Here is a 22,657-nt window from a genome sequence, read left to right as displayed (position 1 = left end):
GAAGGCATTTTCCCATGGCTCTACGTCTCCGCCCAGACCTCCCACCATTCCTCCAGGACGAGAACGGCCATATTCCCATGGCGGACGACACCGCGAATTGGCTGGTAATTGTGACGAAAGAGGCAATGGAGGGGGTGGCATCACCACCGGATGCCTCGCACCAGCGGCTTCTGGAACACATAGGGACGTTCGGCGAGGTTGCCACCTATAAGCTGGAGCATGGTCGCGCTGGGGATGAAGACACAATCTGGGTTCAACAGGAGGATGTCGCCGAATGGCGAAGCACTCGGGCCAACCGATTGTAGGGCTTCGAGCCTCCGGTTCCGTCGCGTAACCTCCCCTGCCGCTTCGAACATGCCCCAGCACCAACCAGCATCGTAGGTCTGCGGAACTTTGACGGCACCGTCTGAAGGGCGGATCTCTGCCGTTGTCAACGGCCGGGGTGAGGTCGAGCTTCGTTCGGCAGGAGGTTGACCTTCAGCGAAGACCGGACAAACGAAAGGCTCCAGAGGGATTTCACTCTCGGAGCCTTACGTTGGATCGCCTGCGGTTCCGGCTTTTTGCCTTGGTCTCGCTTTCACTGACTTTGGCTTGAGCTGAACGCTTCAAGGGACCTTCGAAGACATTGCTCCCAAAGCATGCGCTAATCAAGCCAGCAACGTTGACCTATCGACGTTTTCCTATCTATACCCGCCGCCCTCCGCCTGTCGGGCGCTATTCTCCTCGATTGGCCTCTCATCACAAACAGTTGGCACATAAGCGCAAGCGCCGCCGATTGAGCGATCCCATCTAGCAGACGTTTGAGGTGCGAAACCTAAAGGAACGATAACATGAGGAAGGCTCTAATCATCGGAGCCGCCCTTTTGGGCGGCACCACCCTCGCGCATGCCGACCCAAATCCCACAAGGACAGCGTATTCTGACCTTCTGTCAGCACAACATTGAAAGATGTCACCACACGGCGACGTATTCTCGACACTCAGTCGATGGCATACTCAGTCTGCCGTATTTCTAGCTTTGTGCCGCTCTCGGAAACAATTCTTAGTGTCCTGATCAAATCAGTCGCATGAAGGAGCGCGGATGTACGTTGCTTCTCTCCCAGATTCCCGATTTCGTTTGCCAGATCATACAACTCGACGACAGCATCGCGCGACGTTCCACTTCCGGGAATGCCAACGCTTTCCCGAAGCTCCCGGATCTTCACAATCGACCGAAAAAGGAGCAATTGAACCTGACTGTCCGTGAGCTTCTGGATTTCGTTAGCTGCCCGCAGCAGTTCTGCGATTAGCTCAGACACGTTACTCATCGAATTATCTTGCGTTTTCAGTACCGCCACGCTCCAGTTTGGCGACCCAGCCGCGAGTAAGACCCTTGCTAATGCAACGATTGGAGATCGCGACCTGTTCCCGCAGGAACCTGCAGTCCTCCAGTAGGGTCAAAATCGTAGCTCTCACGTCTCCGTCATGCCAAGCGAGGGCAAGGTCAACGGGATCAATTGGTTCAATGGAATTCCGTTCGGCAAGCATGTTCGCTCCGACATCTGTTCGGTAGGACACCGCGTTTTTTGAGGTCAGGCTCATTTACCCGGACGCTGCCGTCGCCATGCGCCCGCTCGGGCTACCCCCTTGCACTCGGCAACGATAGCCACGCGGGCGAGTCGCGACAATGCACTTTTGTGGAAGAGAGTCTGCGCGATGAGCTGCAAAAAAAAATGACTGAATCCGAGTGTTTTTGCGGTCACCACGAGGACATCGCGAGCCTCTCCGCTTGGGGCCTTGGCAGCTTGTCACAAACAATTGGCTAGATAGCGCAAGCGACGCAGCGAAACATCGCTTATCTGCCAACACGAAAAAGCGTGAACGCCGAAACCGGGTTGCCGGTCATACGCATTGAGCATTGCGTGTCTTGATGATGGCTGCTCGTATGGAACACCACGGATGATAAGGCTGTCATTCGCGGTTGCTGCCGCTCTTTTATCCGCGTCCACCTGCTTTGCCGGTGTCCGTTCATATCAGAACGGCAACACTCTCTTGGCAGACTGCACCGCAAAGGCGTCCACCCGGAAGGCCTTCTGCATCGGCTACATTGAGGGTGTCGTTGATGGCCTTGAAGTAGCCCGGGACATTACCGGTGCGGGTCAATGCCTGCGTTATGAAATCACCGGCGGCCAACTCATGGATGTGGTGGTGAAGTCGCTACGACTGAACAAGAGCCTCGGGATGTCACGTGAGCTTGCCGCGCGTTGGGTCGGGGTGAGCACGAACAAACAAGTTTGATGAAATGGCCGCGGATGGGCGCATGCCAAGGCCGAAGCAAATTGACGCGCGATTGGTTTGGGAGTGCTAGCAGCGCGTGGCGGCCCGCGTCAAACTGGCCAAAGCCTACCCAAATCCGGCCGCCAAAGATGGTTTGGTGGCCCTGACGCACAATCGGCGGCAGGTTTCCCTACCGCCGCTCTGCGCTACGTGTACGCCCGATATTTGGGGTGCTGGCCTTGGGGAACCAGTCCTGGGACTTGCTCTTGGACGCCAATACCTTGCATCCCGGAAAGCCAGCTGATTGATCCCGTATATGGAATGGGCGGAAACCCGGCATCCTTCGAGCAAGCGGCGGAAAGCAGCCACGATCGCGAAACCGCACAGGATCGTGGCAATGCACTGCTCCGTGGTTGCCGAACCGACATACAGGCAGAGAGTCTGGCCCCAACTATTGTCGGAGCCTCCTGTCATCAAGAGCGGCGCGGCGGTAGTCCCCTTGCCCTGATTCTGCCAGATCAGATGACCCATTCCTGGATCGACACGTGGTCGACGGCGAAGCCGGCGTAGCCGTGCCTAACTCCGTTCGCGTCCGTGCAATCCGTCATGCCGGTCGACTCGATCGTCAGGTGATCTGCGCCGTCCTGACCGGTGACATCAACCTTAAAATCGTGGAACTTGTTCCAATCGACCTGACCGCCCGCGTCCGTGAAGTCAGCCAAGCTGATATCTTTGACCACCTGGCCGTTGAACCTGAACAGGAGATGGTCATCTGCGTCGGGCTGGTACGTGTTGGTACCCACGCTGTTGGTGAAAACGATGTTCTCGGCGGCGACGGAGACAGTCAACTGTGCCCGCTGACCCGTTCCGAGGTCAAGGTCCTGACCGATCTTGATGTTACCCGGCGATGCCGACGTGTCGAGCCACTGGTGTTCGTCGGCGGCGAAGCCGGTGACAAAACCGAACTTCTCGTGCTGCACCTGCATTGGCTGCGAAGTTCCGGCTTCGTTGTTCCACCCTGCGATGGAGTTGAGATTGATAAAGCCGTGTTCGTTGTTGGCGTTATCCTGCTCGAAGTTCCAGTTCTTGACCAGTTCGTTTCCGCTCAGGTGTTCGCGGCAGTCAGAGACCCAGTCGTTCAGAACGACGTGATCAATGGCCAAGCCTTGGTAGGCAGCGTCTTGGCCGCTCGACTTGATGAACAACTGATCGGTGGCCAAGCTGTCATTGGCATGCACAGTGACGTCGAACTTGTAGAACTCATTGGAGGTGGCCAGGTCCGAGGCTTTAACCGTCTTCACGAGTTCGTAGTTCCACCAAAACTCCACCACCGCGTTCGGATCCGTGTGGCCATCGATGCCGAGATCTTGCTTGGCGATCGAGAACGACAACTGAGCGTCGTGCTCAATATTGGTGGTCCTGTTGGACTCGCTCAGCTGTATCCAGATGTTACCTGGCGATGCCGCAGTGTCGAGCCATTGATGCTCACCAGCACCAAATCCCGTCTGAGGACCGTTCGTGCCGTCCACAACTTCCATCGACTTCGCATAAGTGCCGAGGCCTTGGCTTTCAGCGTAATCGGCAACGTTGAACCAACCGGTCGGTGCAGACGTTTGCTGATAACCGCGCGGGTCGGTTACGACGGTGTCCTCGAAAGTCCACGAGGCGATCACGTTGCCGGCGTGTGGAGAGCAAACCGGCTTTTCGTCCGTGCCGGCGATGTCGATACTGACCGAAGTCTCGGTGCCGTCGACGCTGAACACTTTGAACGTGTCGGTGTAGTGCTGGTCCTTCACGAACTCGTTGTGGGCGCTGTCGGCGGTGTAAGTCCACTTACCGTCGGTACCAATCGAGAAGTGACCGTATTCACCGGCAAAGTTGGTCTGTGGCTTGAACGTATCCTGACCAGCGTCCGGGTCGGTGGCGGTCAACTGACCGTGAGCCGAGATGTCGGCTATCGTGTCACCCTCGGTCAGGTGCACCACGTCGGCCGATAATTTCGCGACGTCGTTGACACCAGTGATGTTTAACGTCAGCGTGGCCGTGCTGGTGCCGCCGTGCTGGTCGGTCACGGTGTAGTTGAACGTATCGGTAGCGGGCTCACCTTCCGCCAGCGCCGTCGCGTGATTGGCGACGTAACTGTAACTGCCGTCCGACTTGATCGTGAGATCACCGTAGACACCCTGGATAAGGGTGCCCGCGTCGGTGACATCGGCGGTCCCGACTTTCAGCACTTTCAACGTCTGGCCGACGTCCGAATCTGAATCGTTCGCCAACACACCGTTGATCGCCGACACGGTGATGGATGCGTCTTCGGCAACCGCCGCGCTCTCGCCCACCGCAACCGGTGCGTCGTTAATCACGACCGGGGCTGGCGGGGGCGGCGTACCAACAACATCCACGTGAGCCGAGGACCATGTACCCTTGTTACCGATTTGGACCATGTAGTCGAAGTCCTGACCGTGTTCACCGATGTCAAACGACATCCAATTGTGAGTGACCGGGTCGATCTTTACGGTGATCCCGTGATCGAGCAGGTAAGCCTTCTGCGCGTCGAGGGTCGGGATGCCGTTGACAACGGCACCATATTTGCCACCGGCGTAGTCGGTGATGTTGCCGAAGAAAAACTGCTTGGTGACGTCAACCTTGGCGGCCCCGCCGGGGTCGTTCTTGAGCAGATCGGCGATGGTGAAGTCATAGTCCCCGTTCAAGCCGACGACGTCGTCCTTGGCCGCGCCCGAATTCTGTGCGGAGTTTGATGTTGTAGAAGTACCCATTTTTTGCGTTTCCAGTTACTGGAGGCTATGTGTGTTCCGGGTCCCGTCCTCGCCCTGTTCACGACGGGTCGGTAGACGGACGGGACGTTTCCCTCCCGTCCGCTGTTATCAAGCGATGATGAAATCAGCGGCTGTTAGCGCCGTCCCGGCATGAAGCTGGGCGAACTGGACCGCGACACCGGCACCGTTGGCGTACGGTCGAAGAGCGGGCCGAAAGGCCCGCTCCCAATTCGCTCGCGAGAAGGATCGCACCTCAGAGGATGAAATCCGAAGCGGTCAAGCCCAGGCCGGTACCTGTCAGGGTGATCGTCATTTCGTCGTTGCCCGTATTGCCGTTGGTATCGAAGTGAACGGTCGTGTTCCCGCCACCTTCCGTGAACCAGACGCCGTGCGCGGTGGCCACGGTGCCACCGAATGTGAAGTCACCAGTACCTCCGCCACCCGAGTTGATCGAGTGCACGTCGATTTTATCGAACCCATGGTGGAAGTCGTGGATCGTGTCGGGAGCGTTGAACAAGCTATCGTCTGCAGTCGTAAACACGAACTTGTCGTTGCCGGAGCCGCCCCAGAGGTGATCCGCACCGTTACCGCCGGTGATGTTGTCGTCGCCTGATCCCCCATAGATCGTATCGTTTCCATTTTGACCCTGGAGATCGTCGTTGCCGCCACGGCCGTACAGGGTGTCGCCGCCATCTTTAGCGTTGACCTGATCGCCGTTTATGGGGTCGTTAGTGGCAACGATTGTATCGGCTTGTTGGCTTCCATTGAAGGTGTGACCATTGCCGGTGGCACCGCCCGACGTCACTTGTAGGTTGCCATTGACGTCGCGGACGTCATAGTCATTTGTGGTGTCGCTATCGGCTTCGACAACGTCGGTGATTGCGAGATGGAAGTTCTGCGAGGCGTCCGGATTGCCGCCGACGCTTGCGTCATTGACGTTCACCGTCACGTCGTAGCTTTTCTGCGTCTCGAAGTCCGCGCCGCCGATGAAGTGCAACTCGGTGCCGACGATCTTAAACGCCGCAGCGTCGGTGCCCGACAGTGACACTACGTTGGTCCCCAGCGCGTCGTCGGAGACAACGATGTCGGCAACCTTGATCTCGCCGCCGTTCTCCGCCGTCGACGCCAGCGTGTTCCCCAGCGCCACGCTCGGTGCCTCGTTCACGTCGGTGATGGCGAGATGGAAGTTCTGCGAGGCGTCCGGATTGCCGCCGACGCTTGCGTCATTGACGTTCACCATGACGTCGTAGCCCGCCTTGGTTTCGAAGTTCGCACCGCCGTTGAAGTGCAGCTCCTTGCCGCCACCCGCTCCGTCCACGATCGAGAACGAGGCCGCATCCACCCCCGACAGCGACAGCACATTGGTGCCAGAATCGACGTCCGTCACTGCAATATCGGCAACCTTGATCGAGCCCCCATTCTCGGAGGTCGATATCACCGTGTTCGACAGTACTACCGCGGTCGGCGCGTCGTTGACCGCCGCCAGCGATAACGTCTGGCTGGCCGTGACGTCGCCGCCGTTACCGTCGGTGACATGATAGCTGAGGTCGACCTGACCGTTGAAGTTGGCGGCCGGCTTGAAGGTCCAGCTGTCGTCGGCGTTTTTGGCCCAGGTGCCGTCATTCGAGGACAGCCCCGAGACCGAGAGCGCGTCGTTCTCCACATCGGTGTAGCCGGCCAGAAGATCGGCCTTGCTGATCGTGTAGCTCGTGTCCTCGGTGCCGGCCGCGAGCGTCGCCGGCGTACCGGTCAACACCGGCGCGTCGTTGACCGCCGCCAGCGATAACGTCTGGATGGCTGTGACGTCGCCGCCGTTCCCGTCGGTGACATGGTAGCTGAGGTTGACCTGACCGTTGAAGTTGGCGGCCGGCTTGAAGGTCCAGCTGTCGTCAGCGTTTTTGGCCCAGGTGCCGTCATTCGAGGACAGCCCCGAGACCGAGAGCGCGTCGTTCTCCACATCGGTGTAGCCGGCCAGAAGATCGGCCTTGCTGATCGTGTAGCTCGTGTCCTCGGTACCGGCCGTGAGCGTCGCCGGCGTACCGGTCAACACCGGCGCGTCGTTGACCGCCGCCAGCGATAACGTCTGGCTGGCCGTGACGTCGCCGCCGTTACCGTCGGTGACATGATAGCTGAGGTCGACCTGACCGTTGAAGTTGCCGGCCGGCTTGAAGGTCCAGCTGTCGTCGGCGTTTTTGGCCCAGGTGCCGTCATTCGAGGACAGCCCCGAGACCGAGAGCGCGTCGTTCTCCACATCGGTGTAGCCCGCCAGAAGATCGGCCTTGCTGATCGTGTAGCTCGTGTCCTCGGTGCCGGCCGCGAGCGTCGCCGGCGTACCGGTCAACACTGGCGCGTCGTTCGCCCCGTGGATGGTCACTGAGATAACCTGCGCGGTCCCGTCGGCGGTATTCACCGTGATGCTGTCGGTGTAGTCGGTGCCCTGCTTGAACTCGTTGTGGGCGTCGTTCATGGTGTAGTTCCATGAACCATCCGCCTCGATCGAGAACGAACCGTATTTGCCGGCCACGTCGGTCTGCTGCTGGAACGTCGCCTGATCGTGATCCGCGTCGGTGACCTCAAGTTTTCCGGTGTACACCTGTGCTTCGTTCGTCTCGTCGAAATCACCCCCGACTTCACCGCTGATCTTGGCAGCGTCGTTCATGCCGGTGACCGTGATGGTCAACGTCGAGGTAGCGGTACCACCGTGACCGTCGTTCACGACGTACTCGACTTGGATTGCCTTCTGCTCGCCGGCGGCCAGCTTCTGGAACTCAGCACCGGAAGCATCGAATGTGTAAGAACCGTCCGAGTTGAAGGTAAGGCCAGCCGGGGCCGTACCCTTGAGCGAGTAGGTCAGGCTGTCGCCGTCGATGTCCGCGCCCTTGACGTTACCGGAGATGCTCTTGTCCTCTTCCACGGTGTTCGTGAAAGCTTCGGCCGTCGGTGCGTGCCTCACGTCCACGTCGGCCTGTGACCACGTACCCTTGTTGCCCATCTGGACCATATACTGGATATCGGTAGCGTCGGTCTTGATGGTGAACTCGGTGAAAGCGGCGTTGCTCTCGATGTGGTGCGCCAGCAGATAAGCCCTCTGCGCGGCGACGGTCGGGATGCCGCAAACGATCTGGTTAGCGGCGTAGTCAGCAATGTTCCCGAAGAAAAACTGCTTGCTGACGTCGTTCTTCGCCGCACCGCCGGGGTCGTTAGCCAGCAGGTCCGCGATGGTGAAGGTGAGGTCGCCGTTCAGGCCGACGACGTCGTCCTTCGCGGCGTTGTTCGTCGTTGCCGACGGGGATGATGGCGATTGAGCCATTGTACTCTACTCTCTGTTTCCGGATAAGGCTGTTTGTGGACAAACCAATCCCGCCGCCGCCCCCTTCGCGACAGGGTTGGTGTCTGTGAATTTGTGAGAACCCCCTAAAGACCCTCGTTGGCGTTGTTCGGGGCACGGAATAACGTGTTCACATTGTTGGCGTTTTGTTGCCCCGTATCTTTGTTTATTTTTCCCGCAGGGACCGGCGGAAGTTCTGGGTGATCGGCTCCGAGAGGTATTCCAGCACGGTCCGGCTCCCCGTCCGGATCATCGCCTCGCTCGTCATACCCGGCAGCAACTTGCGCCCCTCCAGCTTGGTGAGTTCGCTCCTGTTGATCAGGATGGTTGCAGCGAAGTAGGGCGCGCCTGTCCGCTCTTCCACAAGTCTGTCGGCTGATAGGGTGTCCACGACACCGTCGAGCGGGGGTAGGTTGTAGCGGGCGAACGCCGGGAAGTTCACGTGTGCCGTCTGGCCTGGCGCGATCGTCTCGACGTCCTCGGGCTTCACCATGGCCTCGACCACCAATTGTTCGTCAAGAGGCACGACCGTCAACAACGTCTCACCGGGCTTCACGACGCCGCCAGTCGTGTGGACTTTCAGGTCCATGACGATACCGTCCACCGGTGCGGTGATGTTGGTGCGGGCAAGCACGTCCCTGGCAGCACGCTCCTGTTGACGGAGATCGGACAACTCCGCCTCGGTCTTGCTCAACTCATCGACGGCGTCGTTCAGCCGCTTGGTGTCGAGGTTCAAGATCTGCATTTGGATCTCGGCCATGGCGCTCTTGGCGCGGGCGACTGATGCTGCGTTCGTCGCCCGCTCACCCTCGTATTCGTGCTGCTGGCGTCTGAGCAACAAACCCCGCTCCCGGGTTGTCAGACCCTTCTGGAGCAAGACGTCGAGGTCGTTCGCCTCTTTGTCGATGTCTGCGATCTGCTTGTCCTCGGTCGCAATGAGGTTCTTCAGTCCGGCAATTTCGTCCTCGCTCTGCTGGCGGCGCTGGGTGAGAATTTCCCGCTCGTCCTTCAGGTTGTGGTGCTTCGCGTTGAACAAGTCCCGCTGCGTGATAATCGCCTCCTTGGCAGCTGCCGACGGGTTTTCCAGCAGTACCGGGCCGAACTCGACCTCGCTCTTGTCGTCCCGCTCGGCTCGCAGCCGTGCGGCCAGAGCCTCGCGGGTGACGATACGGCTCTGGATCAGGTCCAACTGTGATTTTGCCTGAGTGCTGTCCAATCTGACCAGGACGTCACCTGCCTTGACGATGAGGCCGTTGGTGGCGTCCAGTTCCTTGATGATGCCGCCCTCGAGATGCTGGACCTGTTTCCGGTCACCGGCGACCTTGATCACGCCCCCGGCGACGGCGGCACTGTCCAGTGGGGCCAACGCCGCCCAACCACCGGCCACGCCGAAGAACAGGGCCATTATCGCCACGCCGGCGTAGGTCACGCCCTTGATGCGCAGTGGTCGATGTTCCGGCGTGGGCATCTGGATACCGGGTAGAGGTATGATGTTCTGGCGGCTCATGCTTCTTTCACCTCTGTCATTTTTTCCTTGACCACCATCTGCGCTACCTTCGGCATCTGGGCCACTTTGCGATTGCGGCTCGCTATCTCGGCAAACACTGCGTCACGCGGGCCGAACAGGTCCTGTTGACCTCGGTTCAGCACCAGCACCTTGTCCACCTGCTCCATGATGCTCGGTCGGTGGGCGATCAGGATGACGCTCATACCGGCGTGCTTGGCTGCGCTGATGGCCTCCGCCAAAGCGTCCTCACCATCCTTGTCCAGATTGGAATTCGGTTCGTCCAGTATCAGCAGTGCGGGGTTGCCGAAGAATGCCCGTGCCAACCCGATTCGCTGGCGTTGCCCACCGGATAGTGACGCACCTGCCTCGCCGATCTCGGTGTCGTAACCCTTCGGCAATCCCTTGATCAGTTCGTGGACGCCCGCCGTTTGCGCGGCCTTGACGACCTTGTCAAAGACCGTGTGGTTCAGTTTGGTAAACCGGGCGATGTTCTCGGCCACCGTACCGGCGAACAACTCGATGTCCTGCGGCAGGTACCCGACGTGGAGACCCCGGTCCTCAGCTGCCCACTCGGCGACGTTCATGCCGTCAAGTAACGCCCGCCCGCCGGTCGGTCGCCAAGCACCAGCCAGTATTCTCGCCAGACTCGTTTTGCCAGATGCACTCGGGCCGATCATCGCCAGTACCTCACCGGGTCTGAGTTGGAAGCTGATGCCTCTCAGGATCGGCTCACCGTCCTTTCTGGCTAGCGTGATGTTCTCTGCAGTGAATCTGCCGGTCGGTCGCGGCATCGGGAAAACTGGGACGTCTTCCTGGCGGTCCCCAGCGATTGCCACGAGACGCTTGTAAGCAGCACGTGCCCCGATCGTCGCCTTCCACGTCCCGATCGCTTGTTCCACCGGGGCCAGCGCACGACCCATCAAGATTGAGGCCGAGATCATGATACCGGGCGAGGCCTCGTTCCGAAGCACGAGATAAGCACCGATACCGAGTACACCCATCTGGAGAGCCATCCTGTAGCATTTCGCGAGGGCTGAGATCGTGCTGCCCCTGTTGGCTGCTGTTGTCTGCTCGTTGCTCGCCTTGTCCTGTTGGGCCCGCCAGACTTCGAGCAATGGCTTCATCATGCCCATTGCCTGCACGACTTCGGCGTTCCGGATCGCGGCCTCGGCCTGTTGGTGTGCTCTGGCTTGTGCGTTACCGGCGTCTGTCAGGGGCTTGCGGGTTACCCACTCGTTCAGGAATGCCAGTGCGAACAGCCCGACACCGCCGGTCAGCGCCAACCAACCCAGCCATGGGTGCATCAGGAAGATCGCGGCGAAGAACAGTGGTGCCCACGGCGCGTCGAGGATCGGGTAGATACTCGGGCTGGTGAAGAAATTCTTGACTTGGTCGAGATCCCGCAGTGCGCGACCGTTCCCCTGACCGGGAGACACGGCGGACAGCTCAACTGATGCCGTCAGCAACACCGGTGCCAACCGCGCGTTCATCCACGCGCCGATCGTGGCCAGCATTCTGGATCGCACCACGTCCAGACCTGCCATCGTCACAAGCGCACAAGTGGCCATCAGCGACAGCATCAACAACGTTTCCACGCTGTGGCTTGATAGCACCCGGTGGTAGACTTGGAGCATGTAGATCGTCCCGGTCAACATCAGTATGTTGATCCCGGCGGTGAACACGATCAGCGGTCGCACGGCGCGTCTGGCTTCTTTCGTCACCACCTGCAAGGCAGGTGGGTGTTTGGCTGTTTTCATCTCTGCCCTCAAAAACCCCATAAGCTACGTCGGTTTATGCGTAGCCATTCGTACCTTGTTCACATTGTCGGTATGTAATCTCGTCGCTGAAATGCGGTTGAGGCGCACTGCCTACTTTTCGCAGACGGATATACAGAATTGGCGAGGTGCTCGGCTTGCCATGCGCGGACAAAGATTTGCGCTGAGCTGCCATACGTCGCATGCTGCGTGTGTCGCGGTGGCAGCGATGTCCAACCCGTTTGTCAGAGACCAGCAGTGGCGCAAGTTTGTCGACGAATTATTTTGCTCGACGACCAAGGGGGTTGGCTTCGTGCCGGGCACTCTCCCGGATCAGACAGAAAAACATCGATCCGCTGCCCCTGCTGAAACGATCCACCTGACCGAGGCTATGCTCGATGAGCGAAAACGCATCAGCATAGCGTCGCAGATTGAGTTCCTGAGCGAGGCATCACGGGCGCTCGACGACGAGCGGCTTGGCCTCACTCTGGCGAAACAGCTCGATCTGCGAGAGATCGGCATGATCTACTACTTGGCCGCCTCGTCGTATTCATTTGGCGACGCCCTTCGCCGTATTGTACGATATGCTCGTGTGGCCAGCGAAGCGTTGGAACTTCGGATCGACCGGCGGGGTACGAACATTAAATCTGGCCATATCCTATTCGGGATTTTCCAGACACGCCGACCGACATCAGGCAGCTGAAGGCTTGAGCTTTGGCGAAATCTTGGACCAACTACGGCGTGACTTGGCAATGCGCTACCACGAGGACGATCTTCCGGCATCGCAAATCGCGTGGTTGCATGGTTTTCATCAGCCCAGCTCTTTCAGTCACCCTTGCCGTTGTTGGACTGGCAAATGCCCATTGGAATATCGGCGCTCGCGTATCGAGCCATCCGGCGTCGTCCCAGGATAGTCTCAACAAGTTCCATTGGCGCCAGCCCGCCGAGATTGTGTGCGAACCGATCGAAAGCCAGTGGTACTCGAACGCCGTAGTACCGCATGGCTGTCGCTAGACGTTTCTGGCAGCTCGAAACAAACAATTGGCCGACGGCGACAAGCGAACGCGGCAACAGGTGCCTAATTGACTATTGGCGCAGGGGCAGGTTGTATTTTTTCATAAATTGCTACTATCTTAACGACGCCTGCAATTCCGTTGATGGAGGACATAGCCGTGTCTACGTTGATTGCAATTGTTTACCCCAGCGAAGCCAAAGCCGAGGAAGTGCGCCAGCGCTTGCTCGGACTGCAGAAGGAGTACTTGGTAAAGGTCGGAGACGCTGTCATCGCGACCAAGGCCGAAGACGGCAAGATCAAACTGAACCAGTTGGTCAACACCACGATTGCCGGTGCCGCGTCGGGCAGTTTCTGGGGCCTCCTTATCGGTGTTCTGTTTCTTAATCCGCTATTGGGCGTGGCAGTTGGTGCCGCTTCCGGTGCCATAGGCGGCGCTCTCACTGATGTCGGCATCAACGATGCTTTCATGAAGGATCTAGCTGCGAATCTCCAGCCGGGCAATGGGGCGTTGTTCGTGTTGATCCACGAGATGACGGCGGATAAGGTCCTTAAGGAGATCTCCGCCTTTGGTGGCGTCGTGCTCAAAACCTCTCTCGATGAAACGAAGGAACAGGTTTTGCGGGACGCCTTGGAGAAAGCGGCTGCGACCAGCTAGATCTATTGGCCACAGGCCGCATTTCCCTTCGGCCCGCGAATACTCTTTGACGCTTCAATCGTAACCTCCGCTACTTCAGCCCAAACTTTTAACGTCTTGCAAAATAAGGGCGAACACGCGGAGCGGACGGCAGCGGGTGGTTTTCTACCGCAGTCGGCCGATATCCGCCGGTATCATCGTTTAGAATAATGATCGTCAGGTGGCTTATATCCTACGTGACGTTTGGCCTTGACGACCCGAGTGAAACGCCCCGCGACGATCCAATAAATGGTCCCGCCCGCTGCACCGGTCACGGTCCAAACTAGCCACTTGAGATGCGAGAAAGCGTCATGATGTATGTCGGGAAACATTGGCGGGATGGCACTTAAGACAAGCCCTCCAGCTCCCCATGTAGCCGCGTAGTAAAAGACGTTCCGATATCCTTTTTCCCAGGCCACCAAAGCCGCGCACGCTGCAGGTATCGCAAAGAGCACAGCAAAACCAGCAGAGTATAATAAAAGTCCATAACAAAAGGTCTCGATATTCAGGCTTCCGGCGTGTCTCAAAGTTCCAACAAAGATTATGTACGTCGCAGCCGAAGCCAAAACTGCCGAGAAATATGCCAGCGCTATAACGAGTACCGGCGGGAAGAACTTTGCGATAAATCGTGAAAGCAATCTCACCATGGAACTAAACCCCAGTGGCTTGTCGTCGGTTGTTTGCCGCAGCCATGCGGCCGGATAATTCCAACCGGCAGTCCCGAGATCAATGATAGCAGTAATCTGCCGTAGGTCTCTGATGGTCGCTTCTGAAGACTCGCATTTCCGCCTCCGCCTTTTTAAGTGACGTGTTGCCTTAGTCGGCTTTCCAGAACATTGATTCGCATTTTATACGACAAGTTTGCAATGTATTGCAACTCACGCGATATATACTTGAATGCTTTCAGGGAGAGATGTCGCGTGAGAAAAGCATTCATTTGGGCCGCTGCGATGGCATCGATTGGGGGGATTGGGCTGGCACAGGAAACGCCTGAGTCCAAGCGTCCCCCCGACGTTCTCGTGCGATCTTCATTGATCGCCCACTATCGAGAAGCGTACATCTCGATGGTAATGTCTGTCCTAAGGCAGGGCGCTCAAGACCACCAGACGCTGACGAACATCGATATTGAACGTAAAAAGGCGATCGACAAGGCGGGCCGAACTTCTGCAGTAATGGCAGAGTTCTTCGGGCGAGATGTCAACGCCGACAGGGTGGTCGACGCCCAAGAGTTCAGCAATCTTCGAGAAGAGATTTGGTCCAGAGCAGGCTTACTTCGTGCCGACGCAAATGCAGATGGCAAGGTCTCGTTAGATGAGGCTTTCACTTACGCACAGAACCAGAGTGATGATCTCTCAGGCGACCGCTCGTCTGTTCAACTTGAGAAGTATCTGGAATTAGATCCCAATAAAGATGGGAAGTTAACAGCCGACGAGCTTCAGGAACTCGCAACAGCGGCTTTCGCCTATTTCGACAAAGACGGTGACGGTCTCCTATCCCCAACAGAAAAACGCGAACTTCAAGCGCGGAGCGAGATGATCACCCGTGCAGATAGGCTGGAGCGGCAGTGTCGGTTGCCGAAAGCTACAGCACGACAGAAAGTGTACCTGATCACTGCCTATGAAGGAGGCACTCTCTCGAACGTCTCCATTGTTGGCCAGGATGAAGTAACCGAGATCGCAACCATAGAGATAGCGGCTGGTTCTGAGCCGATCTATTTGGCAGTATCGTCCTTTACCCCAATGATCTGGCGTTTGACCGGGCACGTCGAGCGAGTAACAACCTTCTATGGTACAGGATGGACTGGGGTTGGCGTCACGGGCGTCTCCAAGGATGTCGTCACGCTCGTCTCGGATCGAGAATGCAGTCGTCGCTTTGAAGGCAAGAGCGGAAGCGCAACAACGCGCCAATTTCTACAGGCGCTAACGTCTTTGATCGGTCACGATATCGATGGCATGATTTCACGCTATACTTCGTTTAGTATGGCCCTTCCTTCTGATTTCCGCGCTGTCACCGATGAAGTCGAGGACGGTCGGTCTGCGAAAGAGCCTGACTTCAGCCTTGATGGGCTTCCGTCACAAGACGGCATCATGCAATTCAAGCAAACTCTTGCCAATCTTAGGAGTTTCAGCCCTGGTGGCGTCTTGAATATCGATGCCAAAGACGTTATCGCCACTCGCATCGCCGAGCCGTACCGGATCCTTCCGCAACAAGCGGGATTGCTGCAGCTCTTGCAGAACGGGTCTCTCGTTGAACGGGGCCGGGACACATATGTGGCGATGCGGGCTTTTGCACGCTATCCTGCTGGTCTTGCAGGTGCCCACTCGGTTACTTTCCAGTTTCCCGAAGGAATGAAACTGCCCGAGGGAAAGCCCGGTCATTCAAAGGTGTATGTCGGCAAATCGAAACAGCTGCCGATGGTCCTTCGACCATAGGCATTGCGTGGCCTAAATGATCGACTACGATCGGCCCCATCGCGCGCCGAAGGCACTCAGTCTGGATGAACGCGAGGAAATATCCCGTGGGCTGAGCAGCCAGCGTTCCCTACGATCGATTGCCTACACATTAGGCCGATCTCCATCTACGATCAGCCGTGAAGTTGGTCGCAATGGCGGAGCGGACCGGTATCGGGCCGCACGCTCAGATCAGGCCGCCTGGGATCGCTCCTTGCGTCCCAAGACATGCAAGCTGGCTTGCTATGCGTCCTTGGCCCGCACAGTGTCTGCCAAGCTATACCGGAAATGGTCGCCAGAGCAGATTGCGGGCTGGCTCAAACGTACATATCCAGGGGAGCCCCTCAAACAGGTGTCGCACGAAACGATCTGTCGCAGCCTGTATATCCAAGCCCGCGGGGTGCTGAAGAAGGAATTGCTTGAACACCTTAGGGCAAGCCGAACGATCCGTCGTTCGCGGCCACGCCAGCATGAAACGAAGTGGTTTAGGCCAGATCAAGGATGCGATTTCCATAAGCGAGAGGCCTGCGTCCGCTGACGACCGTGCAGTCCCCGGTCACTGGGAGGGCGATCTTATCGGTGGGTCGAAGAACAGTTACATCGCGACGCTGGTCGAGCGTCACTCGCGCTACGTCATGCTGATCAAGGTCGCCAATAAGGATACCGAAAGCGTAGTTTCTGCGCTGATAAAGCAGTCACAGAAACTGCCGGGCGAACTCTACAAATCATTGACGTGGGATCGGGGCAAGGAGTTGGCTGACCATCAACGACTGGCAATAGCCGCTGACGTTGAGATTTACTTCTGCGATCCCAGATCACCCTGGCAGCGCGGTTCAAATGAGAACACCAATCGATTGCTGCGCCAATACCTACCGCGCGCCACTGACCTGTCCGTACATAGCCAAGCCCAGCTCAATGCTATCGTCAGGCAGCTCAACGAACGTCCAAGAAAGACCTTGCTTTATCAGACGCCCGCGGAAAAATTTGCAGAACGTGTTGCGGCGATCAATTGAACTGCCGAAAGTGGCCGTCGGACGCCAACCGCAATGAAGACCGGCTCACAGTGTTCACCGCACCGACACGGTAAAAGGCGTTCTGTTAGTTTAAATTATTTTTTATCAATCAAACGTAGATTGCATTCGCTGAAAACAGCTCTGCGTTTAGAAGTCTCTGATCGTGTCATTGGGGTGACGCTAAAATTGACGAATGCTTTTTACGATAGCCAACCCTCAGGTAGAAGCTGCAAGATACTTCCAGATGTTTTGAATGACGCGGCTATCGAGGCTTTGGACCGGGCTTCGTGCGTTCCCAACATTAACAGCGACCTGCTCCAATCGACACCTGCTCTCGATATCCGGTCCGGGTCTGAAAGAATTGTGGCTCTACTGCAGACAATCGATGTGAAGAAATTTTTCAAGAAGCAAACGATTCTCAGCCGCTTTACTGGCGCGGACGTGGAAGCACGGCTGCAGTTCGAACTTGCAAGCTATCGGGTCATGACCGCCTTCCGAGAAGTGCGGCAGGCAGCGGATAATGGACGCAGGATCAGGGCACTTCTGGCGAAGGCCAAGTTGGACTTGGGTGAGCAGCAGTCGAAATTCGCCGGTGTCATCGAGGAGGCCAAGGCGCTGCTGGTGAAATACCGAGCTTCGGCAGACAGCTTCGTTGTAGATCGGTTCGAACGCCGGCTTGCCAATCTTATAACGATGGAAACGTCGAACACGCTAACGCTCCAGCAGATGAGCTTGTCGGAAAGCACGCTTTCGATGTTGCTCGACAGGTTCGTTGACATCGAAACAATGTTGCTGCCGCTCTGGCAGAGGAACGCTCTGGCTATTGCACAAGGCGAGGTTACCAGTGTCCGAAGCCAGCCAGCGGTTGAGTTCCTTCAATCTCACAACACTCTCATCGACCATTTACAGAAGGTTGGAAGCAGATGACAACCGGACTAAGTATAAACAATACCGGTTCTGAGGCCGCAGCTCCGGCGACTATCGATGCGGATGTCGAGCGCCTGGCGTCAAGTATCGATCTTCAATCCGCCCTATCCATCCAACAGTTCGGTCAGGAAATTGCCGAACGTTCGGCGAAGTACACCGATGACATCTTGCGTTCGGCACGCGCGACCGATCTCGATCAAACGGGTACCAAACTCAACGAGATTGTTCTTGCAGCCCAGCAGTTCAACCTCGATGCTATCGGCAGCACACAAAATCGCATCCCTGTGATCGGCGGGCTGCTGAAGCGGCTGGCTCGTTCGAGGGAAAAGGCAATTGCGCGTTTCGATACGGTCAAGGGTCAAGTCGACAAGTTGGTGGCTCAGATCGAAACCACGGCTGAAACGCTGAACCGCCGGAACCGTGACTATCAAACAATGTACGAAGGCGTCAGGAGCGAGTTCGCCGTTCTTGGCAAGCACGTCCAAGCTGTTGAAATACGACTTGCCGACATGGACGCTGAGATCAGTGGCCTTGACTTGTCTGAACGCAGCATGGAGGCGAGCGAAAAAGCTGCTGTCCTTGAAGCCAACCGGCAATTGTTGTCCAAGCGTGTTGACGACCTGAAGGTACTGCAACACAGCGCGATGCAGACCTTGCCGATGGTTCGGATCATACAATCCAACAATCTTGCGCTGGTCGACAAATTTCAGACAATCCGTCAGCTCACCTTACCAGCGTGGAAACGGTCGTTCATGCTGGCAATCACGCTGGACGAACAGAAGAGCGCTGTCGAATTGGCGAATACAATTGATGACGCAACGAATGCCTTGATGCGTCGCAACGCTGATCTGCTGCACCAAAATTCGGTAGCGACTGCGAAGGCCAACCAGAGGCTCGTTGTCGATGTTGAGACCCTGCAGCACGTTCACGACAAGATTCTGGCCACGCTCACGGATGTGCGCGAGGCTCACCAGCAAGGAGCGAACCAACGCAAGCAGGCTATCGGTGAGCTGGAACGGCTGCGCAACGAGCTACGCGAAAATGTTAAGGCAACAGGGCTGGTGAATGGCTAGCCAATCCGCCTTTGGAAGGCGGCATTCGGGCGTCGCGAAGAACGCGCAGATAGACATCGACGCCGCTGACAAGGCCCGCGTGGAAACGGTACATAATTCCGCTATTGCCGCCCTCAATATGCGTTCGGTCAAGATTTCAGCACTGGGCCAAATCGGTGCATTCGTTGGCTTTCTGTGCCTGTTTTTCTCAGCAATGCTACATTCCACCGTTCAAACGGACCTCAGTGGTCTGCACGGCTGGATTTATTTGCCGGATGCCTTTGCTGCCAATGTGACGTTTTCCGATCCAAAGCTCTACCCGGATACGGTGACGACCAATCTGAGGCCTATTGGCTCGCGGGAAACTATCGTTGTATGGCTTCTTGGAGCAGTAGGTCTAGTCGCTATCGTCCGGCGGCACTGGGTGTTCGCTGGTTTGGCGACAGCGTTCCTGCTCGCGACTTTTGCTATTTCCAGCCAGTTTCTGCAGACCGTGCCGTTCATACTGTTCCTTTACGCGCTTGCCACCGTTTTGATGTATGCGGAGCTGTCGCGACGGACAATCATCGGCATTGTCGTTGCCATGGTGTTGTTAAGTCCGTTGGTATTCTCTGCGGTTAGCGATCTATCGCGGAGTTTTGGCCCATCGCCCGCCTACGCCAAATATCGCATGGTCTTGTTTACGTCCCTGGTTGCCAATGCGGGGCAAGAAGGCGTCGGAAAGGATGAAAGAGGGCATCCCCTTATTCGCGGCTCGACGTTCGCCTCTGTCAGCGTCGACAACAAGGACGTTGCGGCCTACGTCCTAGCGCAGGAATACGCTCTAAGAGGAGATGTGCAGAAGGCGGCCACCGCAGTTACACGGCTTGATGAAGGCCCTCTGTTTAAAAGCAACTTTGATCAGAACAGATTAGGCTTAATCCGGAACTTCGTGACCCTGGAGGGCGGGTTTGGCGAGCAGGCTCAGAGAGAGTTGCAGGCGGCCAATAGCGGACGAACGAGGATTTCGCTTGGCGTTGCGCTATTGGGCATTTTGCTTTGCCTCATCTCGCCGCTGTCTGATCGCCTGAGCGCCAGGATTGCCACCCGTGGCAATCGACTTGCGGCCACCAAGGCGGACATCGACCGCTTACGTGGACAACTAAAAGAAACCGAGCCAAATGCGCAACGCCTCCACTTCGGGACAGGCGGTATCCGTCGGCTTGTGCAGTCCAAAACTATCTCAGACAGTGAAGCGGTCGTCGATGCGATCGAGGCGCGGCTGCGGTTTTACCTTTTCGCCGGGTTGACGCTTTTGGCGACCAGTGTGCTAACCGCTATCACTGCTTACCTTCTGTGGCTCCCAGCCGCTGAAAGCAACACGGCGTTCCTGCAGGTGTCGCTGGCAGGTGATGCCCTCACGCTTGTTCAGCGATCAGGTGCATCCGTCACCTCAAGGGTCCCTTCGTATTCCTTCATGCTCTGGTTGATGAAGTGGGTTTCGCTAGCGTTATGCGTGGCAGGCGTGGTCGTGTTGATGCGCCGATCCAGGCCGATGGGCGTGGCCGCCATGATCGCCGCTCTCGGCATCTATGTGGTTTCCATGCTCATCCCGATCTTGCACTCCTGGTACGAGGTCTCTCCAAACCTCTTGTCCACCACGGTGCGCAGGCAGTTGATTGAGGCGACAAAGAGCCGGGTAGCTCCCTCGATCCTTGCCGATACGCCACTTCGGTCGTCAGCGGGGCAAGAAGCCTTCCACCAGCAGACAGCAAATGGCGGCATCGTCTTGAAGTCGCCGCAGGAGATGGTGCCGGTCTCGGTAGACGGGGCCGTTGCCGCCTATACCTTGGCACAGATTGCCTATATCGAAGGCGACGCGGCCGAGGCATCCGAGAGGCTTTCAGAGGTCCAATCCTCACGCGACCTTGTCCCTGCCGCACATCAGCAGCGACTGGCCTTGATTTATGATTGGGTTGCCAGCCATCAACTTGATGTCTCTAAATCTGATTGGCTTTCTGGAGCGGTTGCCTGCACGCATTTTGTCCGAACAGCGAGCAGGGGATTGTTACTTACCTCGATCATGGGAATTCTTATGGCTGGGGTTGCCGCTGCTCTTTTCGGGATCGCTTCTCGCCGCAAGACCAGGATTGAAGCTTTGGCACGCGAGCGGAAGTTCGCAGTTTTAACGGCAGCCGTTGAGTGAATTGGCTAATAGCTGCTTTGCGCGAACGGCGGCCATTGGAGTTAAGCCATTGCACCACAGTTCAACCGCGTCCGATCCTCTAAAAGATTGTAGCAGTCCTGTCTGGCGTAAAGAGCAATTCGTCAATAATCCAATGATACGCGATCACCTCTGAATTTCTGGCTCCCACGCTTTTTCGAGTGCGGTCTACGTCGAGGGGGTGAAGTGACGTTTGCTGGCGCTGCAGCTCGCATAGTTGTTCAATGGCTGTTGATGGCGGAGTATGATTGCAGCGATGGTCGAACTCTCGCCGGACTGCCCGCAGCGGGGGATCCGAGGGGTCAATCTTCCAAAGCTCTGGACTCACCCCTCACGGCTGTCATACGCCATCCGGGCTTTCTCGATCGCCGGTCGGCTTTCTGTTGCCCAGTTGCTGAGCAACCGTAGAGGCACCGCTCATGCCCATTGCTTTAACCAGGTCGTCGACCGAGCGGGTCGAGATGCCCTGGATGTAGGCCTCCTGAATGACGGCTGTCAGCGCCTTCTCAGCCATGCGCCGTGGCTCCAGGAACGAAAGGTAATAGGTGCCCCTCCTGAGTTTGGGAATGCGCAGTTCGACGGTCCCGGCCCGCGTCTCCCAGTCCCGGTCGCGGTACCCGTTGCGGTGGGCCATGCGCAACGGGTTCTTCTCGCCATAAGCGGCACCGGTGGAGGCCCCCACCTCCATCTCCATTAATCGCTCGGCGGCGAAGCCGATCATCTCCCGCAAAATATCGGCGTCGGGGGTCTTCTCTACGAGCGTGCGCAGGTTCATCATGACATCGGTCATCGGTGGTTCCTTCCAATCAGGTTGGTGTCAGCAACCCGACTTTACCGGAGAACTTCGATGACCGCCGCTCGCTCGCTTGTATGGGGCATTGTCAAGCCTGCTCCTATTTCATTTTCTCATCATCTCCTTGTTCGGCCGATTGGCGACCATCTCCTCGTCCCGACCTATTTTCGCGATCGCCGCGGCGCGCAGTGACAGTCAAGGGTGGAGGGCCGCCAGGCACTCCATCGCGCAGCGACTTGCGACTTGTCCTTGACGGTCACGAGCACGGCGGCAGGCCGTTTGGGTCGGGCGAGACCTGAGCAAGCAAGGCAATTCCGAGGGGAGCTCGCCATCAGGCGCGGTAAATGCGCCACAAGCTTGTATGCGGTTGATCCTCGCGGATCGCAAACCATGATGCAGGCATACGCATCATTGGGCGAAGCTCTGGGGCGGCGGGCCCATTCTACAGCGCGGCTTGAGAAGCCATGTGAGTGATCGGGTTCACCACCACCTCGGATTCTTGTCAGCAGACCTTTTCCGGCCCGCCGGATCGGCTGTCTCCCTCCTCTGGCGTCAGGCAGCGCGCAAAACGAAGCCGCTCGGAATCTCACCAGTCGTGACCAATCTCCACAGGGCTATCAACAGTTTGCGCGCCAGCGCCACGATCATTGTCTTGCGCGTGCCGCCGCGACCATCGGCGGTGCGGGCCGTAAACCACTCGGCAAGGGCGCTGTCCTTCTGGAATTGCAGAAAGCGCCACGCCAGCAGGATCATGCCGTAGCGAACGCGCGCATTGCCGGCCCGGGCCAATCCCTTCTCGCGCCGGCGCTTGCCGCTCTCGTCCGGCGCCCCGGTGAGACCCGCGTACCGGGCGACGGCCCTTCGATCGCGTAAGCCGCGCGACAAAATCTCATGGACCAGCATGTCTGCCG

At 57.6% G+C, this 22,657-nt stretch carries 15 protein-coding genes and 2 pseudogenes; 10 read left to right on the top strand and 7 right to left on the bottom strand.

Annotated features, from left to right (window positions below; translation table 11 throughout):
• Positions 1 to 14 precede the first annotated feature (14 nt).
• Positions 15 to 305, top strand: a complete 291-nt coding sequence (locus IB248_RS17280; protein WP_192241351.1) for a hypothetical protein — start codon at positions 15 to 17, stop codon at positions 303 to 305.
• Between the two features lie 673 nt (positions 306 to 978).
• Here the strand turns inward: IB248_RS17280 and IB248_RS17275 are convergent.
• Positions 979 to 1,305, bottom strand: coding sequence for a hypothetical protein (locus IB248_RS17275; protein ID WP_192241350.1), 327 nt, complete (start codon positions 1,303 to 1,305; stop codon positions 979 to 981).
• A gap of 631 nt (positions 1,306 to 1,936) precedes the next feature.
• On the opposite strand from IB248_RS17275, the gene IB248_RS17270 reads away from it, so the two are divergent.
• Complete coding sequence (locus IB248_RS17270; protein WP_192241349.1) at positions 1,937 to 2,275, top strand: Rap1a/Tai family immunity protein; 339 nt, start codon at positions 1,937 to 1,939, stop codon at positions 2,273 to 2,275.
• 497 nt (positions 2,276 to 2,772) lie between these two features.
• Here the strand turns inward: IB248_RS17270 and IB248_RS17265 are convergent, their stop codons facing one another.
• From IB248_RS17265 to IB248_RS17250, 4 genes are all read right to left on the bottom strand, one after another.
• On the bottom strand, positions 2,773 to 5,031 hold the full coding sequence (locus IB248_RS17265) for a VCBS domain-containing protein (RefSeq protein ID WP_192241348.1): 2,259 nt from the start codon (positions 5,029 to 5,031) through the stop codon (positions 2,773 to 2,775).
• Between the two features lie 253 nt (positions 5,032 to 5,284).
• The gene (locus tag IB248_RS17260; protein WP_192241347.1) at positions 5,285 to 8,341 is read right to left on the bottom strand and encodes a cadherin-like domain-containing protein; all 3,057 of its coding nucleotides are present in this window, start codon (positions 8,339 to 8,341) and stop codon (positions 5,285 to 5,287) included.
• A gap of 184 nt (positions 8,342 to 8,525) precedes the next feature.
• Positions 8,526 to 9,866, bottom strand: coding sequence for an HlyD family type I secretion periplasmic adaptor subunit (locus IB248_RS17255; protein WP_192241346.1), 1,341 nt, complete (start codon positions 9,864 to 9,866; stop codon positions 8,526 to 8,528).
• Positions 9,863 to 11,623 carry a type I secretion system permease/ATPase gene (locus IB248_RS17250; RefSeq protein ID WP_192241345.1) on the bottom strand — a complete coding sequence of 587 codons (1,761 nt, stop codon included), beginning with the start codon at positions 11,621 to 11,623 and terminating at the stop codon, positions 9,863 to 9,865. Before IB248_RS17250 ends, IB248_RS17255 begins: the two co-directional genes overlap by 4 nt.
• 226 nt (positions 11,624 to 11,849) lie before the next feature.
• On the opposite strand from IB248_RS17250, the gene IB248_RS17245 reads away from it, so the two are divergent.
• From IB248_RS17245 to IB248_RS17205, 8 genes and pseudogenes are all read left to right on the top strand, one after another.
• Entirely contained in the window at positions 11,850 to 12,323 is a 474-nt protein-coding gene (locus tag IB248_RS17245; protein WP_192241344.1) for an AraC family transcriptional regulator ligand-binding domain-containing protein, read from the top strand.
• The gene (locus IB248_RS31800; RefSeq protein WP_246779263.1) at positions 12,205 to 12,534 is read left to right on the top strand and encodes a helix-turn-helix domain-containing protein; all 330 of its coding nucleotides are present in this window, start codon (positions 12,205 to 12,207) and stop codon (positions 12,532 to 12,534) included. Before IB248_RS17245 ends, IB248_RS31800 begins: the two co-directional genes overlap by 119 nt.
• A 258-nt stretch (positions 12,535 to 12,792) precedes the next feature.
• Positions 12,793 to 13,290: a DUF1269 domain-containing protein gene (locus tag IB248_RS17235; RefSeq protein WP_169684116.1), complete on the top strand. Its 498-nt coding sequence runs from the start codon at positions 12,793 to 12,795 to the stop codon at positions 13,288 to 13,290.
• A 938-nt stretch (positions 13,291 to 14,228) separates the two neighbouring features.
• Positions 14,229 to 15,740, top strand: coding sequence for a hypothetical protein (locus IB248_RS17225; protein WP_192241341.1), 1,512 nt, complete (start codon positions 14,229 to 14,231; stop codon positions 15,738 to 15,740).
• A gap of 40 nt (positions 15,741 to 15,780) precedes the next feature.
• Positions 15,781 to 16,771 (top strand): annotated as a pseudogene (locus IB248_RS31795) (IS30 family transposase); the annotation flags it as partial.
• 33 nt (positions 16,772 to 16,804) lie between these two features.
• Positions 16,805 to 17,698: a hypothetical protein gene (locus IB248_RS17215; RefSeq protein WP_169684119.1), complete on the top strand. Its 894-nt coding sequence runs from the start codon at positions 16,805 to 16,807 to the stop codon at positions 17,696 to 17,698.
• Positions 17,695 to 18,771 carry a toxic anion resistance protein gene (locus tag IB248_RS17210; protein ID WP_192241340.1) on the top strand — a complete coding sequence of 359 codons (1,077 nt, stop codon included), beginning with the start codon at positions 17,695 to 17,697 and terminating at the stop codon, positions 18,769 to 18,771. The genes IB248_RS17215 and IB248_RS17210 overlap by 4 nt, the downstream gene beginning before the upstream one ends.
• The gene (locus tag IB248_RS17205; protein WP_192241339.1) at positions 18,764 to 20,935 is read left to right on the top strand and encodes a hypothetical protein; all 2,172 of its coding nucleotides are present in this window, start codon (positions 18,764 to 18,766) and stop codon (positions 20,933 to 20,935) included. Before IB248_RS17210 ends, IB248_RS17205 begins: the two co-directional genes overlap by 8 nt.
• A gap of 430 nt (positions 20,936 to 21,365) precedes the next feature.
• Here IB248_RS17205 and IB248_RS17200 read toward each other — a convergent pair.
• Both IB248_RS17200 and IB248_RS17195 read right to left on the bottom strand, forming a co-directional pair.
• Positions 21,366 to 21,743 (bottom strand): annotated as a pseudogene (locus tag IB248_RS17200) (transposase); the annotation flags it as partial.
• Between the two features lie 555 nt (positions 21,744 to 22,298).
• Positions 22,299 to 22,657 (bottom strand): transposase (locus IB248_RS17195; RefSeq protein WP_192241338.1); only part of this gene is annotated, 359 nt, incomplete at its 5' end.

The organism is Rhizobium sp. RHZ01 (assembly GCF_014851595.1).
Lineage (GTDB): Bacteria > Pseudomonadota > Alphaproteobacteria > Rhizobiales > Rhizobiaceae > Rhizobium > Rhizobium altiplani.
Note: the sequence above shows the minus strand (reverse complement) of the source record. Positions and strands in the feature narration are given on the sequence as shown.

Excerpts from the sequence above, each read along its gene's own strand:
- IB248_RS17280 (WP_192241351.1), top strand. The coding sequence starts at position 15 with ATGGCTCTACGTCTCCGCCCAGACCTCCCACCATTCCTCCAGGACGAG.
- IB248_RS17275 (WP_192241350.1), bottom strand. The coding sequence starts at position 1,305 with ATGAGTAACGTGTCTGAGCTAATCGCAGAACTGCTGCGGGCAGCTAAC.
- IB248_RS17270 (WP_192241349.1), top strand. The coding sequence starts at position 1,937 with ATGATAAGGCTGTCATTCGCGGTTGCTGCCGCTCTTTTATCCGCGTCC.
- IB248_RS17265 (WP_192241348.1), bottom strand. The coding sequence starts at position 5,031 with ATGGGTACTTCTACAACATCAAACTCCGCACAGAATTCGGGCGCGGCC.
- IB248_RS17260 (WP_192241347.1), bottom strand. The coding sequence starts at position 8,341 with ATGGCTCAATCGCCATCATCCCCGTCGGCAACGACGAACAACGCCGCG.
- IB248_RS17255 (WP_192241346.1), bottom strand. The coding sequence starts at position 9,866 with ATGAGCCGCCAGAACATCATACCTCTACCCGGTATCCAGATGCCCACG.
- IB248_RS17250 (WP_192241345.1), bottom strand. The coding sequence starts at position 11,623 with ATGAAAACAGCCAAACACCCACCTGCCTTGCAGGTGGTGACGAAAGAA.
- IB248_RS17245 (WP_192241344.1), top strand. The coding sequence starts at position 11,850 with ATGTCCAACCCGTTTGTCAGAGACCAGCAGTGGCGCAAGTTTGTCGAC.
- IB248_RS31800 (WP_246779263.1), top strand. The coding sequence starts at position 12,205 with ATGCTCGTGTGGCCAGCGAAGCGTTGGAACTTCGGATCGACCGGCGGG.
- IB248_RS17215 (WP_169684119.1), top strand. The coding sequence starts at position 16,805 with ATGAAGACCGGCTCACAGTGTTCACCGCACCGACACGGTAAAAGGCGT.
- IB248_RS17210 (WP_192241340.1), top strand. The coding sequence starts at position 17,695 with ATGACAACCGGACTAAGTATAAACAATACCGGTTCTGAGGCCGCAGCT.
- IB248_RS17205 (WP_192241339.1), top strand. The coding sequence starts at position 18,764 with ATGGCTAGCCAATCCGCCTTTGGAAGGCGGCATTCGGGCGTCGCGAAG.